This window comes from Granulicella mallensis MP5ACTX8, assembly GCF_000178955.2.
GTDB lineage: Bacteria > Acidobacteriota > Terriglobia > Terriglobales > Acidobacteriaceae > Granulicella > Granulicella mallensis.
In genome coordinates this window covers 4,695,283-4,720,732 of sequence record NC_016631.1, presented here as the reverse complement: position 1 = coordinate 4,720,732, position 25,450 = coordinate 4,695,283, and the positions used below count along the sequence as shown (strand labels likewise).

The 25,450-nt window shown below is 55.4% G+C and carries 11 protein-coding genes; 7 read left to right on the top strand and 4 right to left on the bottom strand.

What is annotated here, in order from left to right; genetic code table 11:
• Positions 1–73: 73 nt before the first annotated feature.
• The 3 genes from ACIX8_RS18405 to ACIX8_RS25715 form a co-directional block, all read right to left on the bottom strand.
• A complete protein-coding gene (locus ACIX8_RS18405) occupies positions 74–7,660 on the bottom strand; it encodes a discoidin domain-containing protein (RefSeq protein WP_223295382.1) in 7,587 nt (2,528 codons plus the stop codon).
• 541 nt (positions 7,661–8,201) lie between these two features.
• The gene (locus tag ACIX8_RS18400; protein WP_014266883.1) at positions 8,202–9,170 is read right to left on the bottom strand and encodes an alpha/beta fold hydrolase; all 969 of its coding nucleotides are present in this window, start codon (positions 9,168–9,170) and stop codon (positions 8,202–8,204) included.
• Positions 9,171–9,613: 443 nt separating this feature from the next.
• Positions 9,614–9,802 (bottom strand): hypothetical protein, encoded by a 189-nt coding sequence (locus tag ACIX8_RS25715; RefSeq protein ID WP_150110660.1) that lies wholly within the window; start codon positions 9,800–9,802, stop codon positions 9,614–9,616.
• Between the two features lie 174 nt (positions 9,803–9,976).
• Between ACIX8_RS25715 and ACIX8_RS26615 the strand changes: the two genes are divergently transcribed.
• Together ACIX8_RS26615 and ACIX8_RS18390 are read left to right on the top strand one after the other, a co-directional pair.
• A complete protein-coding gene (locus ACIX8_RS26615) occupies positions 9,977–10,300 on the top strand; it encodes a helix-turn-helix domain-containing protein (RefSeq protein WP_044177041.1) in 324 nt (107 codons plus the stop codon).
• Positions 10,263–11,534, top strand: coding sequence for a type II toxin-antitoxin system HipA family toxin (locus tag ACIX8_RS18390; protein WP_083836719.1), 1,272 nt, complete (start codon positions 10,263–10,265; stop codon positions 11,532–11,534). The genes ACIX8_RS26615 and ACIX8_RS18390 overlap by 38 nt, the downstream gene beginning before the upstream one ends.
• A gap of 141 nt (positions 11,535–11,675) precedes the next feature.
• On the opposite strand, the gene ACIX8_RS18385 is transcribed toward ACIX8_RS18390, so the two are convergent.
• On the bottom strand, positions 11,676–12,305 hold the full coding sequence (locus ACIX8_RS18385) for a response regulator transcription factor (RefSeq protein ID WP_014266880.1): 630 nt from the start codon (positions 12,303–12,305) through the stop codon (positions 11,676–11,678).
• On the opposite strand from ACIX8_RS18385, the gene ACIX8_RS25710 reads away from it, so the two are divergent.
• The 5 genes from ACIX8_RS25710 to ACIX8_RS18360 all read left to right on the top strand — a co-directional run bounded on the left by ACIX8_RS25710 (position 12,261) and on the right by ACIX8_RS18360 (position 25,428).
• Positions 12,261–12,875: a hypothetical protein gene (locus ACIX8_RS25710; RefSeq protein ID WP_150110659.1), complete on the top strand. Its 615-nt coding sequence runs from the start codon at positions 12,261–12,263 to the stop codon at positions 12,873–12,875. The two genes, ACIX8_RS18385 and ACIX8_RS25710, sit on opposite strands and share 45 nt — an antisense overlap.
• Before the next feature lie 28 nt (positions 12,876–12,903).
• Positions 12,904–15,984: a sensor histidine kinase gene (locus tag ACIX8_RS18375; protein ID WP_014266878.1), complete on the top strand. Its 3,081-nt coding sequence runs from the start codon at positions 12,904–12,906 to the stop codon at positions 15,982–15,984.
• Positions 15,985–16,190: 206 nt separating this feature from the next.
• Positions 16,191–19,607: a TonB-dependent receptor gene (locus ACIX8_RS18370; protein ID WP_014266877.1), complete on the top strand. Its 3,417-nt coding sequence runs from the start codon at positions 16,191–16,193 to the stop codon at positions 19,605–19,607.
• 137 nt (positions 19,608–19,744) lie between these two features.
• Positions 19,745–21,184, top strand: a complete 1,440-nt coding sequence (locus ACIX8_RS18365; protein WP_014266876.1) for an alpha-L-fucosidase — start codon at positions 19,745–19,747, stop codon at positions 21,182–21,184.
• Positions 21,185–21,837: 653 nt separating this feature from the next.
• Positions 21,838–25,428 (top strand): TonB-dependent receptor domain-containing protein, encoded by a 3,591-nt coding sequence (locus tag ACIX8_RS18360; protein ID WP_014266875.1) that lies wholly within the window; start codon positions 21,838–21,840, stop codon positions 25,426–25,428.
• The last annotated feature ends 22 nt before the right edge of the window (positions 25,429–25,450 follow it).

Below are 25,450 nucleotides of genomic sequence, written 5' to 3'. Positions count from 1 at the left end.
GAGGGCAGAGCGTGGATCGTTCACGCAAGTTAGAGATGGAGGCGCTCAACAGTGAGCGCCTCCATCTGTGACTCTACCAGCCTATGCCGAAGGCCATGTGCTCCGGGTTCGGCGTGGTAATCGTGGTGCTCTGGTTATTGTTGTCGTCGTAGGAGAAGCCGTACGCCAGCCCTCCAATTGAGTGTTTGTGCCAGAACTGCGAGTAGAAGTTGGCCGGTGCCGCGCCATAATATGCCGAAGCGTTGCTCCAGTCCTCAGGGCTAAGAAGTACGTGACGGTTGACCGCAGAGCAAATCTGATTTTGCAGCTGCAATTGTTTGGCGTTTTCGTCCTGGAGCTGTGGCGTGTTACCTGGGACTCCAGTGGCCATGGTGCCGGCGCATTCGAGCACATCCTGGGTGGAAGGCTGCGACACGATGAAGACCTCACCGGCGTTTGCCGCGGCGGGGTTGACCTCAGTAAACGTGAACGTCTGTCCCGAAGTGGTCCCGCTGAACTGGCGGCCGTTGAGGGTGACTACAAGCGGCGTGGTGTTGAAGGTTGCCCACGAGCTTGCGATGTAGCTATCCAGGTAGTTTCCGTTTGCCGCGCCGGTGGCCATGGAAAGCTTGTCCGGCGAGAGGATGCGGAGGTTGGACATCGTGGGCGGTTGGAATTGCGCCGGCACTTCACTTGCGAACTCGCTATCGATTTGTGCGATTGACTCGGTGATACCGACCTGTTGGTGGAATGTACCGCCCGCGCCCCAGACATCGAGTGTCAGGGGAAGGCCGAACTCGTCGACTTGCGTGGTGTTGATGAAGATGCCGTTCTGGTTGTTGAATTCATACCAGTCGAAGTGGACGTTTGTATTGGGATCGGTGGCATTCTGCGGGTTTGGGCCAGCGTAGCCCACCACATTGCCGTTTCCATCCCCGTTGACCTGCACGTACAAGGGTTCGCCGAGCGAGACATACGCGCGGGCCGAGATAAAGGTGGGAATCTTCAATAGCTTGCTTTGGGCCAGCGTGAAGGAGTAGTTGCCGAAGTTCTGGCCATTCTTTGTCAGGTGATTAGTGGCGGCGCCATCGTTCAGGGTGAAGTCAACGATCGCGCCATCTGGAGTCAGATAGGAGAATTTGCCGTTTGAAGGATCTTGCCCGATTACGGTGACATAGACTTGGTTGTCGGTCCATGCGCCGTTCGTGTTGTTGTTGAGATCCACGCCGACGAATCCGGGATAGATCGTATAGCCCGATCCAGAGTTATCGACCGTGAGAGTGACTGCCGTCGAAGTGACGGTGCCATTTGCGTTGCCAACTTTGACGCTGTACTGGCCACCGTTATCCGTGGCGGCTAGTACAGGTGTAGTGTAGCTCGCAGTTGTTGCACCGACGATGGCATTGCCCCCCTTGAGCCACTGGTAGGTGAAGGGGCCGGTGCCGCCGGCGACTACGCTAAAGGTCGCGGTGGCTCCGGCGTTGACGGTCTGGCTCGCAGGTTGCGCTGTGATCGTTGGCGCGTTCGCTGCTTCGTAGACCTCGAACTCATACAGAGAATAGCCGTAAGGAGTTGCGCGCGTTGTCCCAAACATGCGGATATAGCGACCGCTCACAGGAGGAAAGGTAAGGTTCTCAACTCCACCTGTGCCGGCAGTTTGCGCGTAGGCGTTGGTCCAGGTCTGCTCATCGTTGGAAACCTGAATCAGATAGGCCGTTCCGTAGGCATTCTCCCAACGAAGAATCACCTGCCCAATGCTCTTCGGCGACCCGAGGTCCACTTCGATCCAAGAGGGATCGACAAAGGCTGACGACCAGCGCGTAGTCAGGTTTCCGTCTACGGCATTGGCCGATCCGAGGGTGCCGTCGTCCTGGCTGCCACTCTCCTTGGTCGGTTGATCGAGCGCCAGGTTCGAGCTAGACGGCGTGACGGAGTTGACGGTCACCGTGGCCTTCGCCGAGGCATCCGTTCCGTTTGCATTGGTGACGTTGACGGTAAAGACGCTGCCGCTGTCTGCAGACATCAGTACTGGCGTTGTGTAGCTGGTTGCCGTGGCGCCCGGGATTGCAACGCCATTCCGCAACCACTGGTAAGCGAATGGTCCATCTCCCGATGCGGCCACCGTGAAGGTTGCGGTTGCGCCAGCGTTCACCGCTTGGCTGACGGGTTGCGTTGTGATCGAAGGCACGTCTGCGCCAAAGACCTGGAACTCGAAGAGCGAATAGCCATATTGCGTTGCCCTCGTAGTGCCGAGGAAGCGAATGTAGCGTTTGATGACAGTTGGGAACGTCAAAGTCTCCACACCACCCTGGCCTGCGGTTTGGGTGTAGACCGAAGTCCAGGTCTGCTCATCATTCGATACCTGAATTTGGTAGGCCTTGCCGTAAGCCGCCTCCCAGTACAGCACGACCTTGTTGATGATCGTAGTCGCGCCAAGGTCAACTTCAAGCCACGATGTATCCGCGAAGGCAGATGACCAGCGTGTTGTGAGATCGCCGTCCACGGCATTGAGAGGGCCGAGTCCGTCGTTCTCATTGCCGCTCGACGTTGTGGGTTTGCCCAACGCCAGGTTTGCGACGCCAGGCGTCGGGTTGGTGACCGTCAATGAGGCGTTGCCGGAAGTAGTCGACCCGCTCGAATTGCTGACTTTGACGGTGAACAAGCCACCGCTGTCTGAGGATGAAGCCGCAGGGGTGGTATACGTTGCGCTGGTTGCGCCAACGATTGCCACACCGTTCAGCATCCACTGGTAAGTGAATGGACCATTGCCGCCCGCTACGACCGTGAACTGCGCCTGTGCCCCGGCGAGGACAGTCTGGCTAACGGGTTGGGTCGCGATTGTCGGAAGTACCGGACCGTAGACTTCGAACTCCCACAGCGAGTATCCATACTGCGAAGAGCGCTGCGTCCCATTCATGCGGACGAATCGCGCATTCACCGAGGGGAATACAAGGTTCTCACTCCCACCTTGTCCGCTGGCTTGATTGAAGGCCGTAGTCCAGGTGTGCCCGTCGGTCGAGGTCTGGATCTGATAGGCGACCCCGAAGGAACGTTCCCAACGCAGAACGACCTGTCCGATTGCCTTGACCGAACCGAGGTCGATCTCGATCCACGACGGATCGACGAAGGCGGAAGACCAACGGGTAGTGAGGTCGCCGTCGTTCGAATTGGTCGGCGGGTACGCGACGTTGTTCTCGTTTCCGCTAGACGTAGCCGTCTTGCCGAGTGCGAGATTCGGGCCTGCTGGCATCGGACCCGAACCAAATCCAGGAATTGCGGTATCCGTATTGTTGGTGTTTCCGGGAGCTCCCGCGCCTCCTCCAGTGTTCCCGCCACCACCGTTAGGTGGTGTGGCATTGTCGGTGACAGTAAGGACCCCAGCGGTGCTGGTAGTAGCCAGTCCGTTGCCGCCTGTGACCGTCACGGTGAACTGGGAGTTGTTATCAGCGTCGGCGACTGCAGGCGTGATGTAGAAGGGCACACCAGTGACGGAGACTGGAGTAGCGTTCCTGAACCACTCGTAAGTTGCGGGAGCCGTACCGGAGGTTGTCGCCGCGATAGCGAATTGGGCGGATTGCCCGACATTCGCAGTTGAGTTCAAAGGCTGGGCGGTGATTGTTGGAGCAACCGCAGTAGCCCCTTGGGTGCAAAGAACTCCTCCGGGCGAGTTGTTGATGATGCTGAAGTCGATGGCGCCCGCTGACGAGACAGTATAAGCACGCGTCGAGTCCTGCGGATCGACAGTCGAGGTCCATGTGCTCCACGGGTTGGGGAAAGCGCAGGACGCGGCATTGGCGCCACTGATGGCGATTGCTTCATCTCGTGTCGGGATACGCATGCCCTGCGCTGCGCAGTATGTGATTGCACTGCTCTGCGTGAACTGCGCGCCAGAGTCGGCGAGAGTGAACTCGGAGCGGCTCCAGGTCAAGTTACTGAGGTTGTCGATCAGCAGCCCGGTATTGGCACCGTTGATCGTATAGCGCTCCGGAGAGGCACCACAGACTGGCGCGTTATAGATGGAGAACTCCCATAGCGAATACCCGTACTGGGTCGCCCGCTGAGTGCCATACATCCGAACGTAGCGCGCTCTCTGACTCGGGAAAGTGAAGTCTTCCGTTCCTCCTCCTCCGGAATCCTGCTCATAGGCATTGGTCCAATTCACACCGTCGTTCGAGACCTGTATCTGATAGGCAGTTGCATAGGCATTTTGCCAGCTCAATACCGCTCGGTTGAAGGTCATGACCGCACCGAGATCCACTTCGAGCCATTGCGGATCACCGAAAGCCGAGCCCCAGCGAGTGTTTGTGGCGTCGCCATCGAAGGCAGCACTTGCCGGCATGGCGCCTTGGTTCTCGTAGCTGCTGGCGGTGGCGGTCTTCCCGAGTGCGAGGTCAAAGCCGGGAGGCGCGAGGCTCAGTGCGGCAGGCGTACTGGTTACAGTGCCAGCGATGTTTGTCGCCGTTACCATGTAGTTGCCGACGTTGCTATTTTGGACTGCAGGTAAGGTGAGCGTCGAAGTGCCGGAACCATTGCTATTCTGAACATTGGTGACAGTGGATGCATTAGAGGCAACGTTGCTGCCGCCTGTCTGCCACTGGTAGGCGATAGGCGCAGAGCCCTGGACCGTGACACTGAAAGAGGCTGGTTGACCCGGCAGTGCGCTCACGCTGCCCGGCTGAACTGTGATGGTCGGAGGCACGGCGGCATTGACGGTCAATGTCGCCGACGCGGAGCTGACGGTATTGACAGGATTTGTGATGGTCACCGAAAAGGCTTCGCCGCTGTCCGCGATAGTGAGCACAGGGGTGGTATAGCTTGAGCCGGTTGCTCCAGGGATCGGCGCGCCGTTCTTCTGCCACTGATATTGCAGCGTCGGAGAGCCCGTTGCGACAACAGAGAAGGTTATGGCCTGCCCGGCAGAGACGGTCTGTGTGGCTGGCTGGACTGTGATGGCTGGTGCTGCTGCTGCGTCTACTGTGAGGATTGCGTTGTTCGAGGTGACATTTCCTAGAACGTTCCTGACGACCACGCTAAAGACTGCGTTGTTGTCGGCCTTCGTTGCTGGCGCGGTATCCAGCGTCGTTCCGGTAGCCCCTGAGATCTGAGAGCCGTTCTCCATCCATTGGAAGTTGAGCGGAGACGCGCCCGAGGCTGTGACCGAGAAATGCGCGGGCTGGCCAACGGTGACCGCCGTGCTGACCGGCTGCGCGATGATCGAGGGAGTCGTGGCTGCCGGACTGGATTGCGCTACCGGTTGGATGGTGTAAGAGTTCGCGCCCGAGCCGAGACCTGGAGAGGTCGCGGTAATGGCGACGACGCCGGGTGTGAACTTGCTTCGGATTGCGATCTTTTGCAGACCGCCCTCGGCCTGTAGCTCTGGGTCGCCTGGAGAGTGATAGCCGAGCGGCTGGCCAGGCGTCACGAGCTGTTGCGTGCCGCCCACATAAGTTCCTGGGCCTGTGACAGAGAAGGTAATGTTGTTCGACGCGTTCGGGACTACTACGCCGTTTGTGTCTACGACCTTGGCCACAACAAAAGCCGTGTCTGTGCCATCTGCCGTCACGGCGAAGGAGGTGCCATCCGGACGCACGACGTCTGGAACGACATCGAGTTCGACGTGGTCCGGATTGCCGGCAGTAGTCAGTTGGTCAATTGTCACAACGTTGCTGAAGGAATCGAGACAAGCTGCGGTAACGGTGCCCGCGGCCCACGTTACATTCCAGTGGACCTGCCCGGCGAGACTGGTCGTGGTCTGCGTGGCTGTTATGTCACCATCGTTGCTGGCGACTGACGTCGAGGAATTGGGGATCTGGTCTCCGCCCTGGGTGACTCCGTTGATCAGCAGGCGAACCGCAGGGCAATTGCTGAACGCATTGACGGTGATGGCACCGGTTCGATTCCAGGTATTCGCAAGCTTGACCATCGGCTTGATCTGGTAGGGAACCCAGTTCGCCTCGTCGATGTAGTACAGCAATCTTGGAAAGCGATTGAAGTCGGTCATCGAATCGCCGATCGAGCGCTCGAGGGTCTGGTCTGTCAGATCGGTATAGGTGCCGGTCTCGCCCGGCGAGTCCGCGAAGTACCACTGCGATAGGCCGAAGACATGGGCGGTGACACCCTGGCTCCAGCTGTCGACAAAGGGCGCTGCGAAGGAGAGTTCGTTGTCGTAGTCATGACGGATGGTCCCTGTTCCCCAGTACTCCGCACCCCACGCTGGATTGTTGGGAAACTGCTGCTTGACGCCTATGTCGCAACCCTCGCGAGAGCAGCTCAGAATGTCTCCGTTGGCCGGATTCGGTGTCCGGTCCGACTGAACGCGGAGGGCCAGATTGTCCCACTGGGTGCCGATCTGCTTCAGTGATTGCGCAAGTGGCGTGTTCGTCTGGCCATTGTCCGCCTCCCATGCCAGGATCGAGGGATGGTTGCGATCCCTGACGATCATGTCCCGATGCAATTCCTTCTTCAGGGTCTCGCGATCGCAGGTAGGTCCGTCATCGCATTGGTTGGAAAACGAGTTCTCACCGTCGCCACTCGGCTGCACAATCATGACGCCAAGCGCGTCGGCCGCGTTCACAAACTCCTCGCTCGATGTGGAGTGTCCCGGTCGCCAGAGGTTGCCGCCCGCAGCCGCTAGCTGTTGCAGGTCGCGCCACTGCTGTTCCTCGGGGACTGATGTCCCGAGTGCTGGATAGTCGTAACGGCCCGCCGCTCCCCACAGGTGCTGCGGCTTCCCATTGAAGTATGGATAGTCCTTGTCCCAGGTAAGTGTGCGGATGCCGAGCGGACTCTGGACAGCGTCAATAACGACACCGTTGATGCTGACCGTATGGAACACCCTATACATATAAGGTTTGCCGTAGATGCTGTTGTTCGGATACCAGAGCGTCGGGTTGGTCACGGTCAGCGTCTGGTCGAAGGTCGGAGAATGCGGCGAGAATGCGGCAACCCCTGTTGGAGCAAGAGTCTTCTCGTCCTGTGCCGTGGCTACGACATTCCCGAGAGCATCGACGATCTGGGTCGTCAGGGTCACATCCTGGCTGCTGGCACCTTCGTTCAGAACGTTAGTCTGGACCTCGACCTGCGCTGTGGTCGCGCTGGCGGAGACCGTATTCACGTAGGTGCCCCACGTCCCAAGCCCCGCGTAGATATTCTGTGGGATATGTACAGGGTCTGTAATGTACATGTAGGTCGGACGGAAGAGCCCCGAGTCGGCCTGTCCGAAGCGGAATGATTCAGAGAAGCCTGGGTCAACAAACCAGGCCGCATTCTTCGCAACGCGAACGGCCAGCACATTGTCCGAGCCGTCGAATTTCAGGTATGGCGTAAGGTCCACGATGAACGGAACAAAGCCGACAACGTGCGTGGCCTGCGGGTTGATCGCGCTGTTTCCCGGAAGGAACTGGCCATTGATATAGACCTGAGCGCCCGTGTGAGCGCCCTCGAAGACGACTTCGACCTTGCTGTTCGCATACTGCGGGTCCATGGTGAAGTGCTTGCGATACCAGATCACAGTGCCGCTCAGGAACTGAGCGCCCCCACCGGCTTGCGTGTTGACAAAGGTGTCTAGCTGATCGGCGGAATACGGGATGCCGACTTGCTGCCAGCTAGAGTCATTGAAGCTAGGCGACTGGGCATTCGTTGGGTCCTGATCCTTGATGAACTGCCACGGAGTCTGCCCCAAATTGACGACGACTCGCTTCGAGGGAGCAAGGGTGGCACCCTGGCCAGAAGCAGGGCGAACGGAACTGATGAAGAACGATAATAGGCAGACGAAACACAAAACACAAAGTACGTGCTTTTTCAAAGGGATCCCTCGTAAAGGTTGAGTTTCACAGGTGGAACGCACGAGTCCGGCAAGTCACTGTCGCAGGCTCGTCAAGGAACTAGGCTGTGACAGTGATTCCAGAGCAGGAGGAGAGGGACTACATTGATTCAATCGAAACTGGAGACAGGGGTTAGAGTTGTCGAGAATTCCGCCATTCATGCAATGGAATGGCGGAATAAGTAGATAGCGCTGCCATAACCCGAAACTTCCGAATCTATTCCAATGGATTTTCTTTTCAGGGTTGGCGCGGCCTCCCTCCCAAAAACACACATGATGCCTTGCGAGACTTGGCTCTCGAGGGACAGGTGGCGTCTGTTGGACGATTTTCCGCAAGCCAGCGTGTTCTCATACCAGCGGGAAATTAGGCCTCCCTGTCCCGATGGGAGAGCCGCCAATATTAAGGCGTCCGGTTAGCTACATCCAGCAAAGCCTCTCCCAGTTTCTGGGGTTGGGAGATGAATGGCGAGTGGCTGCTTTCGATAGGGTAGACTTTAGTCGAATTTGATGGGGTCAACGCATTGGCCTGCGCAATCCACCTATCCTGCAAAGTGGGAAGGATCACGCGATCCAACGCTGTCCTGACATAACTTCGTGGAATCGAACCCCAGCGCTGAGCTGTCCTCGTGACTGGCACGGAGAAAGGCCCGGCAGGATCATCTGGGGTGAGTAGATTAGCGACGGCGCGGTATGGCACCGGAGCTACGTCGTTGTAAAAGAGATTCTGCAGTGCCGGCGCGTACACGGGGTCAAGGCTGTTCCAGTCGAAGCGGAGGGCACCGATTTGTGGTGGAGCGCCAATCAGCGCGGCACTGATATTCTGGTTGAATCCATTGTCGGCGGAAGAGAGGTCGTCATTCGGCGAGACTCCATTGGCGTTCATCATTGCGGCCACGTAGACGATATGGCTGATGAGTTGCGGATATCGTTCGGCGACCGCCGTAATTGAAAACCCTGCCGAGCTATGCCCTACAAGGATAATTCTCTGTGCCCCGCCGGCGTTCGCGACGCCGATCGTCTCAATGATGCTCGCGATGTTGTCTTCGAGCGTTACACCAGCAACCGGTGATGGCTCCTGAGCGAACGCTCCGGCATCGAAAGGGCGCTGAAAATAGCTTGCGGGAAATAAGGCGTTGATACCGCGTCCTGGTAAATCACGGGCGATCACCGTATGCCCGGCAGCGATGAGCATAGGTGTGAGAGATTCCCAAACGCCGGTATCATGCCACGAGCCGTGGACGAGGACGAACGTCTTGCGCGTTCCTCCCGCTCCCAATGTCACGTCCTGCGCGGCTGCCCCGCTGCTGATTGACATCAAACCTGCGGCAGCGATCCCCGTGCCCAGGAACTTCCTTCTATCGATTCTCATGTTAGTCTCCGCATTCTCGGGGGCCTCTAAACCGCCCGGTTCGCTTTTCTACGTTGGCTCTCGTTACGGTTGAATTGGTGTTTGCTGCTGCTTTCTGGGATTTGTACCCTCACGCGATGTTTAACTGGCGTGAGTGCGTAGGGTTAAAAACACAAATAGCGAAAATATTCCTGCAGACTATGGGAATGATGGCTTGGTGGAAGCTTTGAAGATCGGGCGATGAACTGCCGGGCCACCCACCCCTCGCGCTGCCTCGGCTTTCAGATGGTGGAGGATCATTCATTTACCCCCTCTCCTCTCACAAAGAGAGGAACCACAGGAATGAAAGAGGCAGTGAGCGACGCGCCTGGATGCGGAGAGCGTCTCGATGTGAAGTGGTCAACCTATCCCCATGTGGTCCTTGTATCTGGGGATTTAGCTTGGACTTCTGTCCAGTTGACTCTTCAAAAGCCGGCATGGAAATGCAAAACGGGGTGCGGATGGATTGCCGGCGCGCGTACCGCTTCGGATGCCCAGTGTTCTGGAGGAAAGCCGACGCGGGAGCGGCCGTACCAGCCGCAAGGCAATGCAGCCCCGGCATTGTGGAATCCGTTGTCGCCCGGCACGGTTGGGCTGTCGCAAGTGGTCGCCATGGGCGACTCCATAGTGTGGGGCAATGGGGATAGACCCGGCTTCAAATTGTTGATCTTGTTGGACAACAGCGAGCCACATGCTCCGGCAGCCCCGTCCTTATGACAAGCTGGGTGCACTTGGGGGCGAATATGTCGAATGAGGTATAATTATTACTGAAATATGGTGTATTCGATATGGAGACAGTATCCAAATCGTGGGGCCGAACAATCCGAGATAGGCGCCAACTGCTTCGGCTCTCTCAATCTCAGGTAGCAGCGCTCAGCGGGAAAACACAGTCTCAGATCGCCCGGTTAGAAGCCGGCCTCGATGACCCGCGCCTGTCCAGTGTAGTGCAAGTCTCAAGAAGCCTAGGTACAGAGATCATTCCAGTGCCTGTGCGCCTCTTATCTGCAGTCAGGCATCTTCTCAAGTCCCACGAGCGATCCTCCCCGCCGAGTGAGATCCCCGGATTGGTAGGGAATGATCCCGAAGATAGGGCGGAGGATGCCGATGAGTAAAATGCGTCCTCTAGCAAGACTGTCTGTTTGGCTTGGGCAGACCCTCGTGGGCGGCATCACGGAACTGCCCAACGATAGAAATATCTTCGTTTTCGATCAGAGCTATATCGGGAACCGGAATCGTCCTGTTCTCAGCCTCTCCTTTTTCAATGCCGAGGGCAATCTCAATTCGGCAACCATCGAAACCCAAACAAAAGTCGCTCCGTTCTTTTCGAATCTCCTTCCCGAAGAAGACTTGCGTCGCTATGTGGCTAGGCTCGCCAACGTGAAAGAGGTTCGAGATTTGCCTCTGCTACAGCTTCTTGGTGAGGATCTCCCCGGTGCTGTGGTCGTTCGCTCCGAGAGCGATGGTCCTCCACCAGAAGGATTCGAGGAAGACCTGACAGTCCAAGGCCCGAGTCGCGAAAATCAACCGCTAAGGTTTTCACTCGCGGGAGTCCAGATGAAATTCTCGGCCGCCGGCTCTCCGGAGAAAGGGCTCACCATCCCCGTCGAGGGTAGGGGAGGCCATTGGATCGTCAAACTTCCCTCGCAACGATACCCGCTGGTACCCGAAAACGAGCATTCGATGATGCAGTTCGCACGTGCCGTGGGAATCGACACAGCAGAGACAGGGCTCGTTCCCACAGAGGAGATTGAAGGACTTCCCGAACCGTTCCGAACGAAGGCTAATTCTCTCTGGGTGCGTCGCTTCGACAGAACGCACGAAAATACTCGCATCCACATGGAAGATTTCAACCAGCTCTATCGGCAATTTCCGCGAGAGAAATATGACAACTATAGCTATGGAAACATGGCAAAAGATCTGGCGAGTATTGCGGACTTGGAAGCAGTGAGAGAGTTTGTGAGCCGTCTCATCTTCAGTGCCGCAATCGGCAATGCCGATATGCACCTTAAGAATTGGACTCTGCTTTACCAAGATGGCCGAACTCCGAAGCTCTCGCCGGCATATGACTTTGTTTCGACCATTGCTTATCTCGACGACTTTACGATGGCGCTTTCGGTCTCCAAAGAGAAAGACGTGCGGAAGTTTGACAGAGCGCTCTTGACAAGATTTGCAGCGAAGGTTCCTGTCCCCGAACGCCTGATGACGGATGCCGCAATGCAGACCGCAGAGCGGATGGTCACCGTCTGGCCGCAGATTCGGGAAGACCTCGTGATGAGTGCAGAAGCGAAAGAACGCGTCACAAAGCGTATGCAGATATTTCCCTTGACAAGGCAATTCATGCAATAAGGACGCGCGACCCAGGAGTGCCGATGACTGCAGAAGGACTATCGAAGTTGGGTGAAGCGATAGACGATGCTACGGGCTCAAGCAATATTGCGGCGCTGGAATCTTTGGATGCGTATGAGTACATATGTGGCCCGAGGATGCCTATGCGTCCAGAAACCCACGCTTCATTGCAATCATTACCGCGTGAGTTCTATCGTTCGCACAAAGCTTAGCCAGAACGCTCTTGATGTGGCCCTTTACCGTTTCCTCAGAGATAGCGAGCCTGTCCGCGACAATCTTGTTCGAGCAACCGGACGCCACGACACGGAGCACCTCAGTCTCGCGGGCTGAAAGGGCATCAGCACCAATGTGCTCGGCGATCTCATCGGCAATCTCCCTTGGGATTCTTCGCTGTCCTGCATGGACGCCACGTATCGTGTCGATGAGTTCTGTGCGGAGCATGCTCTTAAGGAGGTATCCCACCGCGCCTGCCTCGAGAGCGCGTGTCGCCTGCACATCGCCAGAGTAGGTGGTGAGGACGACGATGCGAGCGCGAGGAAATTCTTTACGGATGGCAAGAATTGCTTCAATACCGTTCATCTGTGGCATCTGCAAATCCATGAGCGTAACGTCTGGTCGCTGTTGCCGGAAGGCAGCGACAGCCTCCCTCCCGTTTGTAGCCTCAGCTACGAGCTCCATATCCCTCTCAGCCTGGAGCGCGAAAGCTATACCATCCCTGACGAGCGGATGATCATCGACACAGAGGACCCTTATGCGATCGGATTTGTTCACAAAGCGCCTCCTGAAGAGTTCAGCCGTAGATACAGCGAGAAAAGTTCGCGAGAAGCCAGCCAAGATTTTGGGAGTGATGCTGAATCAGCCGCCAAGATATCACGTTTCCTCTCGGAAGGACCCCCTCATAAGGGTTGCTCTACGACGGTCTTCCTGCGGGTAGCCATTCTTGATCTTCGGACCTACTGTACAGAGGTGCAAAGGCTCCGCAGCTCCTATCCAAGTGGCATTCCAGGGATCGCCCTGGTCTTGCTTCGATTGTCCGTGGCGGCGCTCTTGTTCGCCGGAGGCGATTCGCGCTCGTCGCTTGTCAGGTCAAGCCCATTATTTTTCTTCAGCCTAGCCGTAGCTGTCGCCCTTTGTACAGGGGGCGGCACAAAACTGGCGGCATTCCTTGCGCTGGTTGTGCAGGCACTTCTCCTGGTTCGTTCGCCGCAGGAAAACATCGTGTTGAGCGCCATCTTCATGACGCAAAGCCTTTCAGCCGCAATGCTTGGAGGGGGTTATTACTCCATTGATGGTTTTATGTACGGACGGAAGCGAGTTATCTTCCCGCCTTCTCATAAGTGAAACAGATGCGATGCAGGTAAATTAGGGTATGGTGTTATCGCGCCGCCTCCTGCGTGTGATCTTCGGACTGTCTCTCGTGGGCGGTGGAGCGATCACCTGCCGGGCAGACGAGTACCCCCCGATCAGCGAGTTTCAGCACACTGCCTGGAGTGCCAGGGAGGGAGCACCGGCTATCGCAACATGTTTTGCGCAGACCCCAGATGGGTATCTTTGGATTGCATCGCCGATTGGCCTCTATCGTTTCGATGGCGTGCAATTTCAGAAGTTTCAAACCGCGCACGGCGAGCATCTTCTTGATATAGGTATATCGACGCTCTTTGTCGCAAAAGAGGGGGGACTTTGGATCGGTTATACCCATGGCGGAGCGAGCCTGCTCAAGGACGATCGCCTGACTAACTTCGTTGACGCGGAAGGACTGGCGGCGAACGTCAAGGTATTTCATTTCGCGGAAGACAGAGATGGTCGAATGTGGGCGGCAACTAGAGGCGGTCTATTTCGTCTCGAAGACGAAGGCTGGAAGAAAGTGGGGGACGATTCCGGCTATACCGAATCTTTGGCGCAGGAGGTGGCGATCGATGAGGATGGAACGCTCTGGGTGCTTACGAGTCAGAATGTTGTCTATCTACCAAGAGGCGCTTCGCGATTTAAGATAGCGGGGCCGCAAGTTGCCGGGTTCGGCTTTGTCTATCGATATGGTGGAACCATTTGGATGACGCGCTCAATTCGGCACAAACCCATGGGACATCAAACGCCAGAGCACACGCCCTATCTGAACGGATCTGTTGTGGGACATGATGCCCCCGGTTATTTTGTGGACCAGGCGGGCGGTCTTTGGGTCGAAAACACGGGCGATGGGCTCTATCGGGTCTCTGACGCATCACGCGTGTCAAGCAGCGATGGAGTTCCCCCTACCAGTGGCGTAGAGGAGTTTTCGAGTAGAGACGGGCTGAGTGGAAACGAGATCTTCAGTGTCTTTGAGGACCGGGAAAAGAATGTTTGGATAGGCACGCAAAACGGCATTGACCGGTTTACTCCAAGCAAGTTTGTATCGGTCAAATTGCCCACGGGCGCGACCGATCTGGAATTGGCCCCTGGAGATCATGGATCAGTCGTCGTCACAACCTTCCACGGCTCAGCGATCACGATCGATGCCGACGGAAAGACAGGGAATAGGATAGGTGCCGGTGGGAGCGTCAGCTCCATGTATCGCGATCCAAAGGGGGCTCTTTGGTTGAGCACGCCGCATGGACTGTCACGGACCATCGCAGGTCGATCGGAGCAGATTGCTCTGCCTGATTTCCATCGCCGGCGAGGGATCGACAACGTACTCGCCATGACGATGGACAAGGGAGGCGCGCTATGGGTCTCTATAGATGGAGAAGGGGTCTTTCGTTTGTCGGGCGGGACCTGGACCCAGATCAAGACACCCTCCATTCCATCGAAGACCGCCGCACTGTGTGCGTTCACCGATAGCGGCGGAGCCATCTGGCTGGGCTATCCCGATGACCTCATCCTTGAATTCAGCGGGAAAGGGGTGAGATCTTTCACTCATTCGTCTGGTCTGGAACTCGGAAACATCAAGACTCTGACGGAAGAAGCAGGGACTCTATGGGCTGGCGGGGACACTGGCATAGCGTTTTTCAGGAATCAAATCTTTAATCCAGTACAACTGGCAGACCGCAAAGAGCTGCGAGGCGTGTTTGGCCTCGTCTTCGCACGAACCGGGGATCTGTTCATTACGGATAGATCCGCTGTAGGTCGTATTGCTAGGTCAGAGCTCGCTAGACTGCCTAGAAATTTGGAACAACCGGTGACCTATCAGTCACTCTACCTCGATAGTTCTCCCCCCGGTTTGACTCCGCGTTCGAGTTCGGTTCAGGCCTCAGATGGCAGGTTGTGGTTCGTTTCGTCGAATGGGCTCGCATGGCTCAATCCCTTGCAGTCATGGAGCAATCCTCCTCCTCCGCCGGTGCTTATAAAGTCCGTGAACATCGGTGACAGGTCTTTCGAAGCGACCTCCAAGCTGGATTTTCCGCCACGAACCAAGAGCGTACAGATCAGCTACACCGCTCCGACCCTAACCTCTTCGGAGAATGTCCATTTCAAATATCGGCTCGATGGAAACGATTCAGAATGGCAGGATGCAGGAACGCGAAGAGAGGCTTTCTACACAAACCTTGCTCCGGGGAGCTATGTGTTTCATGTGATCGCCTCCAATAGAGACGGCATTTGGAACGACACGGGGGCGTCTCTTGCCTTCCACATCTCGCCAGCATTCAATCAGACGAGAGGATTTTTTCTCGCCTGCGCGGTGGTCTTTTGCGGATTGATCTATCTTCTCTACCTCTTCAGAATTCGACAGGTTCTCTCTCTGCACGAGACCATGGCCGCGGATCGAATGGCGGAGCGAGAGCGTATAGCGCGAGAGTTGCATGACACTCTCTTGCAGGGGGTGCATGGCCTCATCTTAAGGTTCGGCGTTCTCACAACGAATTACCCAGAAGGAAATTCGACCCGCGCCGCATTGGAGGACACCCTGGTTCTTGCAGAGAAGATGCTCATCGAGGGCCGTCAACGAGTTCGCGATCTCCGTTCCGAGGCGAACTCGGTTGATCTTCCAGAAGCTCTCTCTGAGGCAGGGCATGAAATGGCAAGGAACGCTAATCTCCCATTCGTATTGCAAGTACATGGCACGCCTCGACCACTACGGCGGATAGTGTCCGAGGAGATATTTAACATTGGGCGGGAGGCGATCAACAATAGCTTCCTGCACGCACAAGGTTCGAAAGTGGAGGCGGAGCTGGTCTATTCCAAAACCTCCATATCGCTTCGGGTGCGAGATGATGGCCGCGGCCTCGAACCCTCCGTCCTTAAGTCAGGTCGTACGGTGGATCACTGGGGCCTCCCGGGTATGCGAGAACGCGCTGCTTCTCTCGGCGCAGAATTCCAGATCTATAGCAAAGCGGGATTCGGAACTGAGGTCGAACTCCGTATCGCAGGCCGTATCGCCTTTCAAAAAGGGCAGCCTCTTGGCTATGGAGCACGGGTATGGAGAGGTATTCGCCGTACGATGGCCAGGAGCGGCGCCACGAAGAGAATGCCCGACTAGTTGAGAGGGCTTACGGCAAACCCGAGCTGGCGGTAGTATACGCTCCCTCAAAAGGGTTATAGGAACACGACCCTATTCAGCATTTACGGGCTTGACCTCATCAGGGACACTCATCGTGTCGATCTAGTTTTGGTCCACGTGAGAGATTCGAAGGATCATTCCCCCGACTCCGTTCCCATCAACGTTTCCTTGTAGAGGTCATCATCGTGAGCACTTCGTGTAGCAGGCCTACTTGCGCTAAATTGGCACTCTTCCTTTCGTTCATGGTTCTGGTGAGCCAGCTCTGGAGCCCGTCAGCAGCCGCTCAGCTTTCTTCGGCATCGGTTACAGGAGGGGTCAAGGATGTGAGCGGTGCAGTCGTGCCAGGCGCGCGGATTGTGCTGAAGAATGGGGCAACGGGAGTGGAGCGCGCTGCGACCTCCAACGACAGCGGGAGCTATAACTTTCCTGCCGTCCCTCCGGGACCCTATACCTTGCAAGCGACGAAGACTGGATTCGCTACGTTTAGCAGCGGTGGCTTCACGCTCGTTGTTAGCCAAACGAGCACCATTGACATAACGATGACGGTCGGAGCCGTCAATGAGACCGTCTCCGTGCAAGCGGAAGGACAGACGCTCGAAACCGGCAGCTCCCAGTTGGGCACGGTCATCGGAAGTAGGGAAGTGACGGACCTGCCTCTGAATGGACGTAACTTCACCCAATTACTTTCGCTCACGCCCGGCGCCTCGCCGATCAGCGTGGCCCAGAATGGCAGCGGTGATCGAACGCCCACTACCTTTGGCTCAGCATTCACATTTCCCGCGGTAAATGGGCAGACGAACCGTAGCAACTTTTTCATGGTGGACGGCTTGAACGATGAGAACAGCTGGTACAACACCTACACCGTTGCCCCGATTATTGATGCGATTCAAGAGTTCAAGGTTCTCTCTCATCCGGATCAGGCCCAATATGGAGGCGTAACGGGTGGCATCGTCAATGTCGTGACGAAATCTGGGACGCAGCACTTCCATGGCTCTGCCTGGGAGTATTTACGCAACGACTTTTTCGATGCGCGCAATCCATTTCTGAGCTCTGTTACGCCGCTTCGACAGAACCAGTTTGGCGGTTCGCTCGGCGGCCCGGTAATACTTCCTAAACTGGCAGGACTGCGCAAGAACACCTTTTTCTTTGTGGCCGCCGAGGGATTTCTCTTCAGTCAGCCTTCCAATAGCTTCTTTATCGTTCCTACCGCCGCAGAGCTCAACGGCGATTTAAGTGCGGTGCCTACGCAGATCTATGATCCCTCGTCGACTCGACCCGATCCCGCAAACCCTGGTCAATTTCTCCGGACGGCTTATGCCAATAACCAAATTACGCCCTCAGAGGTTGATCCAAGAGCGGTTGCCTATGCAAAGTTGGTTCTGCCGGCCCCGATCTTCATACCCAGTGCGCCGCAATATAACGCCATCAATACAGAGTCGAACAAGCAGCAGCAACAAAACTATACCGTCAGGATCGACCATAACTTCGGGGATCACGACTTCGTTTGGTTTCGCTACAGCGCAGAGCGCTTGAATGAAACGACGCCAGGAGGCCTTCCCAGCATCACGCAAACCCTCAGTGAGCCGGGTCAGAACTACGGAGCGAGTTGGATGCACGTCTTCGGACCTTCACTCAGCCTGCAGGCCCAATTCGCGCGTTCTCATCTTGGCTACGATAGCGAGAGCCTCTTCTCTATCCCCAATGTAATTGGGACATACGGAGCGACGCCCGCGATTGCAGGATTTGTCGGCGGCATTCAACTGATGCCACAGATTGGTGTCAATGGCTTCTTCAGCGGCGGGGAATCGTCTGCTCCTTCCCCCGATCTATCGACGACATGGCAGTACAAGAGCGATGTCACGAAGAGCTTCGGGCGGCATGTCCTCCAGGTTGGCGGAGAGTGGAATAGTCTGGGGCATACCGAGAAACAGCTCTACGGACAGGTCGGGTTTGCGCCTCAGCAGACAGCCGATCCGAATAATCTCGGCACCACGGGAAGCGCCCTCGCTTCCTTCTTGCTCAATGTTCCGGATAACGCCTACCGCCGTAACGTGAACATCGCGGAGAGACCGGGCGGCATCATGGGATTCTATGTACAGGATCAGATGCGAGTCACGGAGAAACTAACGGTCAACGCTGGGCTTCGCTATGACCGCACCTTCATCCCTGGCTACGGAACGGAGAGTTCAGTCGGAACGCAGGGCAGCATCGAGACCGGAGACATGGACTTCGACAATGGCACTTATATCGTCCAACAGCTTCCTCCCTCCTGTGAGGATCGCGGGCACGCGCCATGTATACCGGGAGGCGTTCTGCCAGCGCATGTCGTCGTAAGCCCTGATAGGCGAATACTGCATGACACGAAGACGAACTTCGGCCCACGAATCGGTGCAATATACCGTGCCAACCCGCGCCTTGTGATTCACGTAGGTTTTGGGATCATCTTCGATAATTGGGCTGCTGCCATCCAACTGGCGCAGAACTATCAAGGCTCCTGGCCGGATATAGGAACTCAATCCGTTCAGAGTCTCAATCTGCCTAGCGGCACAAGCTTACTTCCAACAGTGACCGGGCAAAATCCGTTTCTCGGTGCTAGTGCCTCCGATCTACCTGCAAGTACCCCGTTCACTCCGTCAAATGCGAACTACTACGTAGATCCGAATATCCGGAACCCTTATTCCGAACAATACAACCTCGGAATCGAGCAGCAGCTGACTCAGAATATGAACCTCTCGCTCAATTATGTTGGGTCGGAATCACATCGTTTGGATGTTGGGACCTACTACAACACCGCCGTCACACCCGGCCCCGGAGATCCAAGCGCGAGATCGCTGTACCCTTACATGATTGCCAGCAACTATGATCGCTCCATCGGAAACGGAACGTATAACGCCTTGCAGCTTGCTTTGAGCCGGCGCTTTGAAGGTGGCCTCGCCTATCAAATCTCCTACACCTGGAGTAAGTCGATTGATGAAGGATCCTCGGGTTACTTCGGCGTTGAAGGTACCAATGTCCAGAACCCGTACAACATCCGCGGTGACCGCAGCGTATCTGCATTCGATCTTCCTCAACAGTTCACGGCGAACGTCAACTACGAGGCGCCGGTCGGCCGCGGCAAGCGCTTCTCGACCGGCAACAGATTGGCCGATTATGCACTTGGCGGCTGGCAGGGTAATGCCATCTTCAGCGCCCACTCCGGCCAAAATTTTAGCCTCAATCTTGATCCGGACATCGCCAACGTTGGAAATGAGGGATATGAGAGGCCGAATCTTGTCGGTAACCCGAAACCAGCACATCAATCGAAAGACGAGTGGTTTAATACCGCTGCTTTCGTTGCACCTGCGCAATACACCTATGGAGACGTTGGACGCAACTCTCTGCGGCAACAAGGTTTCTGGGATCTTGACCTCTCTGTCTTCCGGCAATTTCCAATGTACGGGTCGGCGCGCCTCGAACTTAGAGGTGAAGCGTTCAACGCAACCAACAGTGTCATCTTAGGTACACCTGGAACCGATCTTTCGAGCCCGACGACCTTCGGAGTAGTCTCCAGTACGGCCAATGATGCTCGCAAGCTTCAGATTGCCGCAAAGATCATCTTTTGAAGAGAACGCCACTGCCTCTTGACTGACAGATGGCCTCGGGTCGCTCTATCGTGATTTGGTTTGCGCTGCAATGGCAGACGTTCTTCCCTAACAGTAATGCATAACGGGACGGCCCCTTTGCCGCAAGGAGAAATTGAGTGACGATCAGCCGGCGAGAATTCAACTATGGGCTCATGACAGCTGCGACGTTGCTAGGAGGCGCGCGCAGATTGGACGCTTTGTCCGCTCCGACTCAAGTGCGGGAGCCGTTGTTAGATCTGCAACAGAAGTTTTTGGACTTGCGTTTCGGGATGTTCATTCACCTGAACATGGCTACCTTTGAGGAGCGTGAGTGGGGAGACCCAAAGGCATCTCCGAAGCTGTTCGATCCAGCTCATCTGGACACGGATCAGTGGGCAGAGGCGGCCGCGTCCGCCAACATGGGATATGGATGTCTGACGACGAAACACCATGACGGCTTTTGTCTCTGGCCCACAAGGACTAGTAGCCCAAGTGTCAAGGACTCGTCCTTCCCGCATGACATCGTCCGCTCTTATACCGATTCCTTTCGGAAGCGCGGGCTGAAAGTTTGCCTCTATCTCTCTATTCTCGATCTGAGGGCTGATATCCGTCCGTATCAGATCACATCGCAGAAGATCGACCTGATTAAAGTCCAGCTAACCGAGCTTCTGACCAACTACGGAGAGATCACGATGTTGATCTTCGACGGGTGGGACTGTGGTTGGGCGCGGTTGCACTACGATCAACTCCCCTTTAGGACAATCTACGATCATATAAAGAGCCTTCAGCCCAATTGTTTGGTCTCTGACCACAACGCGGGCCAGTATCCTGGCCCCGCTCTCTATTACTCAGATATCAAGGAGTACGAGCAACACGCCGGCCAGAAGATTCCAGCTGACAGTCTGGTTCCATCGCAGTCTGGCACTACGTTGCAGAGCGAATGGTTTTGGAAGTCTGACTATCCTCGGCAAGAGCTAACGTCAGCCAAGCAGATTGTCGACGAATGGCTAATTCCGTTCAATCAAGGACATTGCAATCTCATCCTGAATGTTGCTCCGAACCGGGATGGGCGATTTGATCCAAACGCAATTGCGAGGCTTGAGGAGATTGGCAAGCTTTGGAAGAACCCCGGTCCTTCCCCGAAGATAGCCGCCTCCATCCAGATCACGACTCCGAATCTGGCATTTGCCAAGCGTTCTTTTGCCAGCAGCAGTGCCGATACGTCCGGACCCGATCTCGCGAATGACAATAACTTTCGAAGTTCCTGGATATGCGATGAAGGGCAGAAGTCAGGCTGGCTAGAGATTGATTTTGATCAATCGGTCGCATTCAATACCGTTTCGATCGTGGAGTCCCGCTACGACTCGGACTCTGGAGCGAAGAGCCGAATTGACAGCTATCGAGTGCAGCATTGGCATGACGGCTCATGGTCCGATCTCGCAATAGGCAAAGGTGGGAATACATTCCAGCTGCACCAGTTCGAACGGATCAGTGCGGAGCGTATTCGGTTGGTATTGTCTGGCTCGACGTTACCTCCTGGCATTACCGAATTCGGAGTCTACAATGAACCCCTGTGATCGCAGCCTCCATTGGTCGCCGCAAATCCGGTGTCGGACCTCGATTCATGTTGGAGTGAGCAAAACCTGTTGGCATCCCCGTCCTCGCCATTCATGGCACAGGATGCCATCGACGTTTGGGCGTACTTGAGAGTTTGCGCTGCGCATCCCTGGTAAATGCCTGGGTAAACGCCGGTGCGTCGACGTCGCACTTTCCCTTCTTGGCTAATTCGATTCGAATCGGTCGTGGTTCCAGCAACTGTTGAGATCCGGCAATGATCGCTGCGAGATCATTGCCGGATCAGACGGTAAAGCCGCGAGTTCAGTGATTGCGTTGGTAGCGTGCACGTTCTGCCCCTCTAAAGGGGTGTTGGCGCGCGCCTCAAACGAGGATATGCCGCTTCGCCTTCTTGAGAAAAACTCATCGTGTTGACCCTCTGAAATTCGCGTGAAAGAAGCGAGAGTGGGCGAAGCCCATTTAACTCTCACGAAAGATTGATGGGGTTATGGGTTCAGGTAGCTGCGACTGTGCCTCGGCCTGCAGAGTGCTGTGAATTGAACCGAGATCTCCGAACACCTCAGGGCCCATGTTTCTGGCTGTGACGATGATCCCCAGGAATCCAGTCGAAAACACAGATTCAACCGAACAAGTACATCCATTTCAGAGGTCAGCAATGCCTAAGCTAATGTCAAATCTGCAACAGCGTCTCTTCCTCGGAATTTGCCTGTTAACGTTCTTTCTCTCGGTATGTTGTGGGGCTCAGGAATATCGAGGCACGATCACTGGACGGGTAACGGATCAATCAGGAGCGGTGATACCCAAAGCTGCGATCACTGCCGTAGGCCCGCAGCAGACTTATCATGCGGTGACAAGTGCCAATGGGGAATACACGATTCCCTATGTTCAATTGGGCGTGTACCGGGTATCTGCCAAGGCGCCGGACTTTGGCGAGGTTACGAAAAGCAATATTAATATCGAAGTCTCTTCAAAGATCAATCTGAACTTCGCTCTGCAAGTTGGTGGTGTCTCCGAATCGGTAGTAGTTTCTGCTGATGCCGTGGGGCTCAATACAGATGACGCCTCGGGTGGAACTGTAATGGATCCGGAGAAGGTCCAAAATCTTCCTTTGAATGGCCGCCAAGTCTACGGACTTTTGTCTCTGGTTCCAGGGGTGAAAAACTATGCCACTACGGGTGCACAACAGGCCACCGGGCAGGACGAGAGCAATGCATATTCCATCAATGGGCAATCAGGAAACTACAATCAGTTCTCTCTGAATGGCGCCTCGGTCTCACAGCAGGGAGGAGGCGGTTCGGGAACCTGGAACATCTCGCCCAGCGTCGATGCTGTCGAAGAGTTCAAGGTGATGACCAATACCTATGACGCTCAGTACGGCCGCGAGGCGGGTGGAACCGTCAATACCGTGCTCAAGAGTGGAACCGACCAATTCCACGGGACGGTCTATGATTTTTGGCGCAATTCGATCTTGGATGCGAATTATTATCAGTTGAATCAGCAGGGGCAAAGTAAAGCATTTCACAATCAGCACCAGTTTGGTGGCACCGTTGGTGGACCTATTCTTCATAAGAAGCTCTACTTCTTTGGTAGCTATGAAGGTTGGCGGGAAGTGTATCCGGTGGCCGTTGTAACGGGGACTGTAACTCCGGACATGTTGCCGGGACCGGATGGCAGTGTGAACCTGACAAATTATCTGGCGAACACCAGTGGGCACAATATCTATGATCCTCTGACAACACACTGCGTCGTCCCAGGTCAGAATCCATGTGAGAGTTACGCGAGGAATCCGTTCCCAAACAATACGATTCCGGCGAACAGAATCAGCCCGATCGGCCTCAATATTTTGAAGCTCTGGCCTCATCCCAATGTTCCGGGTAATACCTATAGCAACAACTATATTGGGGATAATCCCGGCCGGTTTCAGTACAACCAGCCGATCGTTCGCGTTGACTATGCGTTCAGCGACAGAACCCGCATGTATGGGATGTTCGCGTGGTGGTCAGGTACATCCGATAGTAATTCGTCCGGTCTGCCAGGTGGAATTGCGCAGGGAAATATCAATAACTACAAATCAAGCTTGACACAGGTCCTCGATTTGACGCATACGTTTACGTCAACACTCTTCGGAGACATTCGCGTTTCCTACAATCGAGCAACAAATATCAGCTACGACGGCGCGCTTGCTGCTGGTCTCGATAACAGTCTTACAGCGGAGAGTCTAGGGTTAAGCATGCCGCAGATTCCGACGACATCCAACCGATATGCTCCAGAGATTGGTATCTCCAACTGTTGCACTGCGAACATTATCGGAAATACCGTCAATCCAAATATGTACGAGACCTATGAATTGTCACCTTCTGTGAATCAGGTGTTGGGGCACCACAACCTGCACTACGGCGCAGATTTTATGCTATTCCACGACATACCTGGGGGCGATGGACAGCCCAATGGGAACTTTTCCTTCGGGAGCCAATACACGCAACAGGATCCCTATAACAATGTCGGCGATGGCGACGGTATAGCGGAACTCTTATTAGGGGTGCCCGACAGCGGTTCCGTGGACGATTTTCTGACCGCCTACGAGAGTTACAACTACTATGCAGCCTATGCACAGGACGATTGGAAGGTCATGCATAACCTGACGATCAATTTGGGCCTGCGATGGGAGACTGAGAGTTCGCCGCGTGACCGCAATAATCGCTTGACGGCAGGCTTCTGTACGACGTGCGTCAATCCGGTTACCAATCAACTGGATTACTCTGGTGCTGCTGCCTCTCTCTCTAATCCGATTTTGGGAGGATTGCAGTTTGCAAATGGCAACTTCACTGCTTATCAAAACTACTGGGGCAGCCTGCTGCCCAAGGTCGGTGTGTCGTACGCTTTGGGAGACAAACTCGTTGTTCGCGGTGGCTGGGGGTTGAGTTCGGCGCTCGGAGTTGAACTAGGAGCACAGTCGACCTGGCAAGAAACAACAGGCTATACTGCCTCCCTGAACGGTGGCTTGACACCAAGTGGTTATTTCGGCACCGGTAATCCGTATCCTAACGGCTTTACAGCCCCTCCGGGCAATTCCCAGGGGTTGGAATCGGGTATTGGGAATGGGGTTCAATATGATCAGCGCGATCGGAAGATTCCTCGCGTGCAGTCGTATTCTTTTGGGTTCCAAGGGGCCGGTCCATTTCAGTCTGTGTGGGACCTTGAATATGTCGGAGCCCATACGACTCGGCTTCGTTCCACCATCCAATTGAACTCCATTACCCCTGCAGAGTTTGCGGACGCGCATGTGAACCCAGGAAAATACAATGCTCAGGTGCCGAATCCTTTTTACGGTATTGCAGGACCGGCAACAACGCTCGGTAGCAGTCAGACGATTTCGGCCGTAAGGCTACTAGTTCCATTTCCCGAGTTCGACTATGTCGCCGACTATGCCGATCCGCAAGGATACAGCAACTACAACTCGTTGCAGGCGAAGTTTGAGAAGCGCCTCACGAACTCAAACGTTCTGGTGAAGGGTCTGAGCGTTCTAGCTTCATTCACTTGGTCCAAGATGATGACGGCGACGGACAGGCTCAACGATAGTCAGGATAGTTTCGTCGACGTCAATCCGACGTACCATATTGACCCCTACGACCGCGGTTGGGACTTTTCCTTCAGCGGTCTCTACACGTTGCCCATCGGCAAGGGTGGCCTCATTGCCAGCAACGCCCATGGCCTTTTAGGGCAGGCTCTCGACAGTTGGCAGTTGGACTGGATATTTCAGAATGATGGTGGCCAACCCATCGGTTATCCCAATGGTTATGTCTACAACTGTGGTGGGCCCTACAATATTCGTCCTGCACATAAGACCTATTACAGCTATCTGAATAACTCCGACAACTACAGCGCCTATACGAGTGGCACGCAGCCGAGTTGCTTCACACCCTTGGCCCAGTACACCGCCATAACGGCGATGCCCAACACTGGTGTGGTCCGCACCCCCTGGGCTCAACAGACGTCCTTGGGCGTGGAAAAGCGTTTCAACATCACCAACGATATAAAGCTTCAATTCAAGTCAGAAGCTTTCAACCTTACGAATACACCTATCTTCGGTGGGCCCAACACAGGGAATGTCACCGACCCGTTGACGCGGAATAATAATGTCGCAGACCCAAATGCTCCGGGCGCTTGGTCGGGATACGGGACGGTCGGTGCAAATCAGCAAAACAGCCCTCGACAGATACAGCTTTCGTTGAAGGTTCTTTTCTGATCAGGTTGATTCCTCTTCGTCG

Bases quoted from the DNA above. Each gene is read 5' to 3' on its own strand.
- ACIX8_RS25710 (WP_150110659.1), top strand. From the start codon at position 12,261: ATGATCATCGACACAGAGGACCCTTATGCGATCGGATTTGTTCACAAA.
- ACIX8_RS18360 (WP_014266875.1), top strand. From the start codon at position 21,838: ATGCCTAAGCTAATGTCAAATCTGCAACAGCGTCTCTTCCTCGGAATT.
- ACIX8_RS18390 (WP_083836719.1), top strand. From the start codon at position 10,263: ATGATCCCGAAGATAGGGCGGAGGATGCCGATGAGTAAAATGCGTCCT.
- ACIX8_RS18375 (WP_014266878.1), top strand. From the start codon at position 12,904: ATGGTGTTATCGCGCCGCCTCCTGCGTGTGATCTTCGGACTGTCTCTC.
- ACIX8_RS26615 (WP_044177041.1), top strand. From the start codon at position 9,977: ATGGAGACAGTATCCAAATCGTGGGGCCGAACAATCCGAGATAGGCGC.
- ACIX8_RS25715 (WP_150110660.1), bottom strand. From the start codon at position 9,802: ATGGCGACCACTTGCGACAGCCCAACCGTGCCGGGCGACAACGGATTC.
- ACIX8_RS18400 (WP_014266883.1), bottom strand. From the start codon at position 9,170: ATGAGAATCGATAGAAGGAAGTTCCTGGGCACGGGGATCGCTGCCGCA.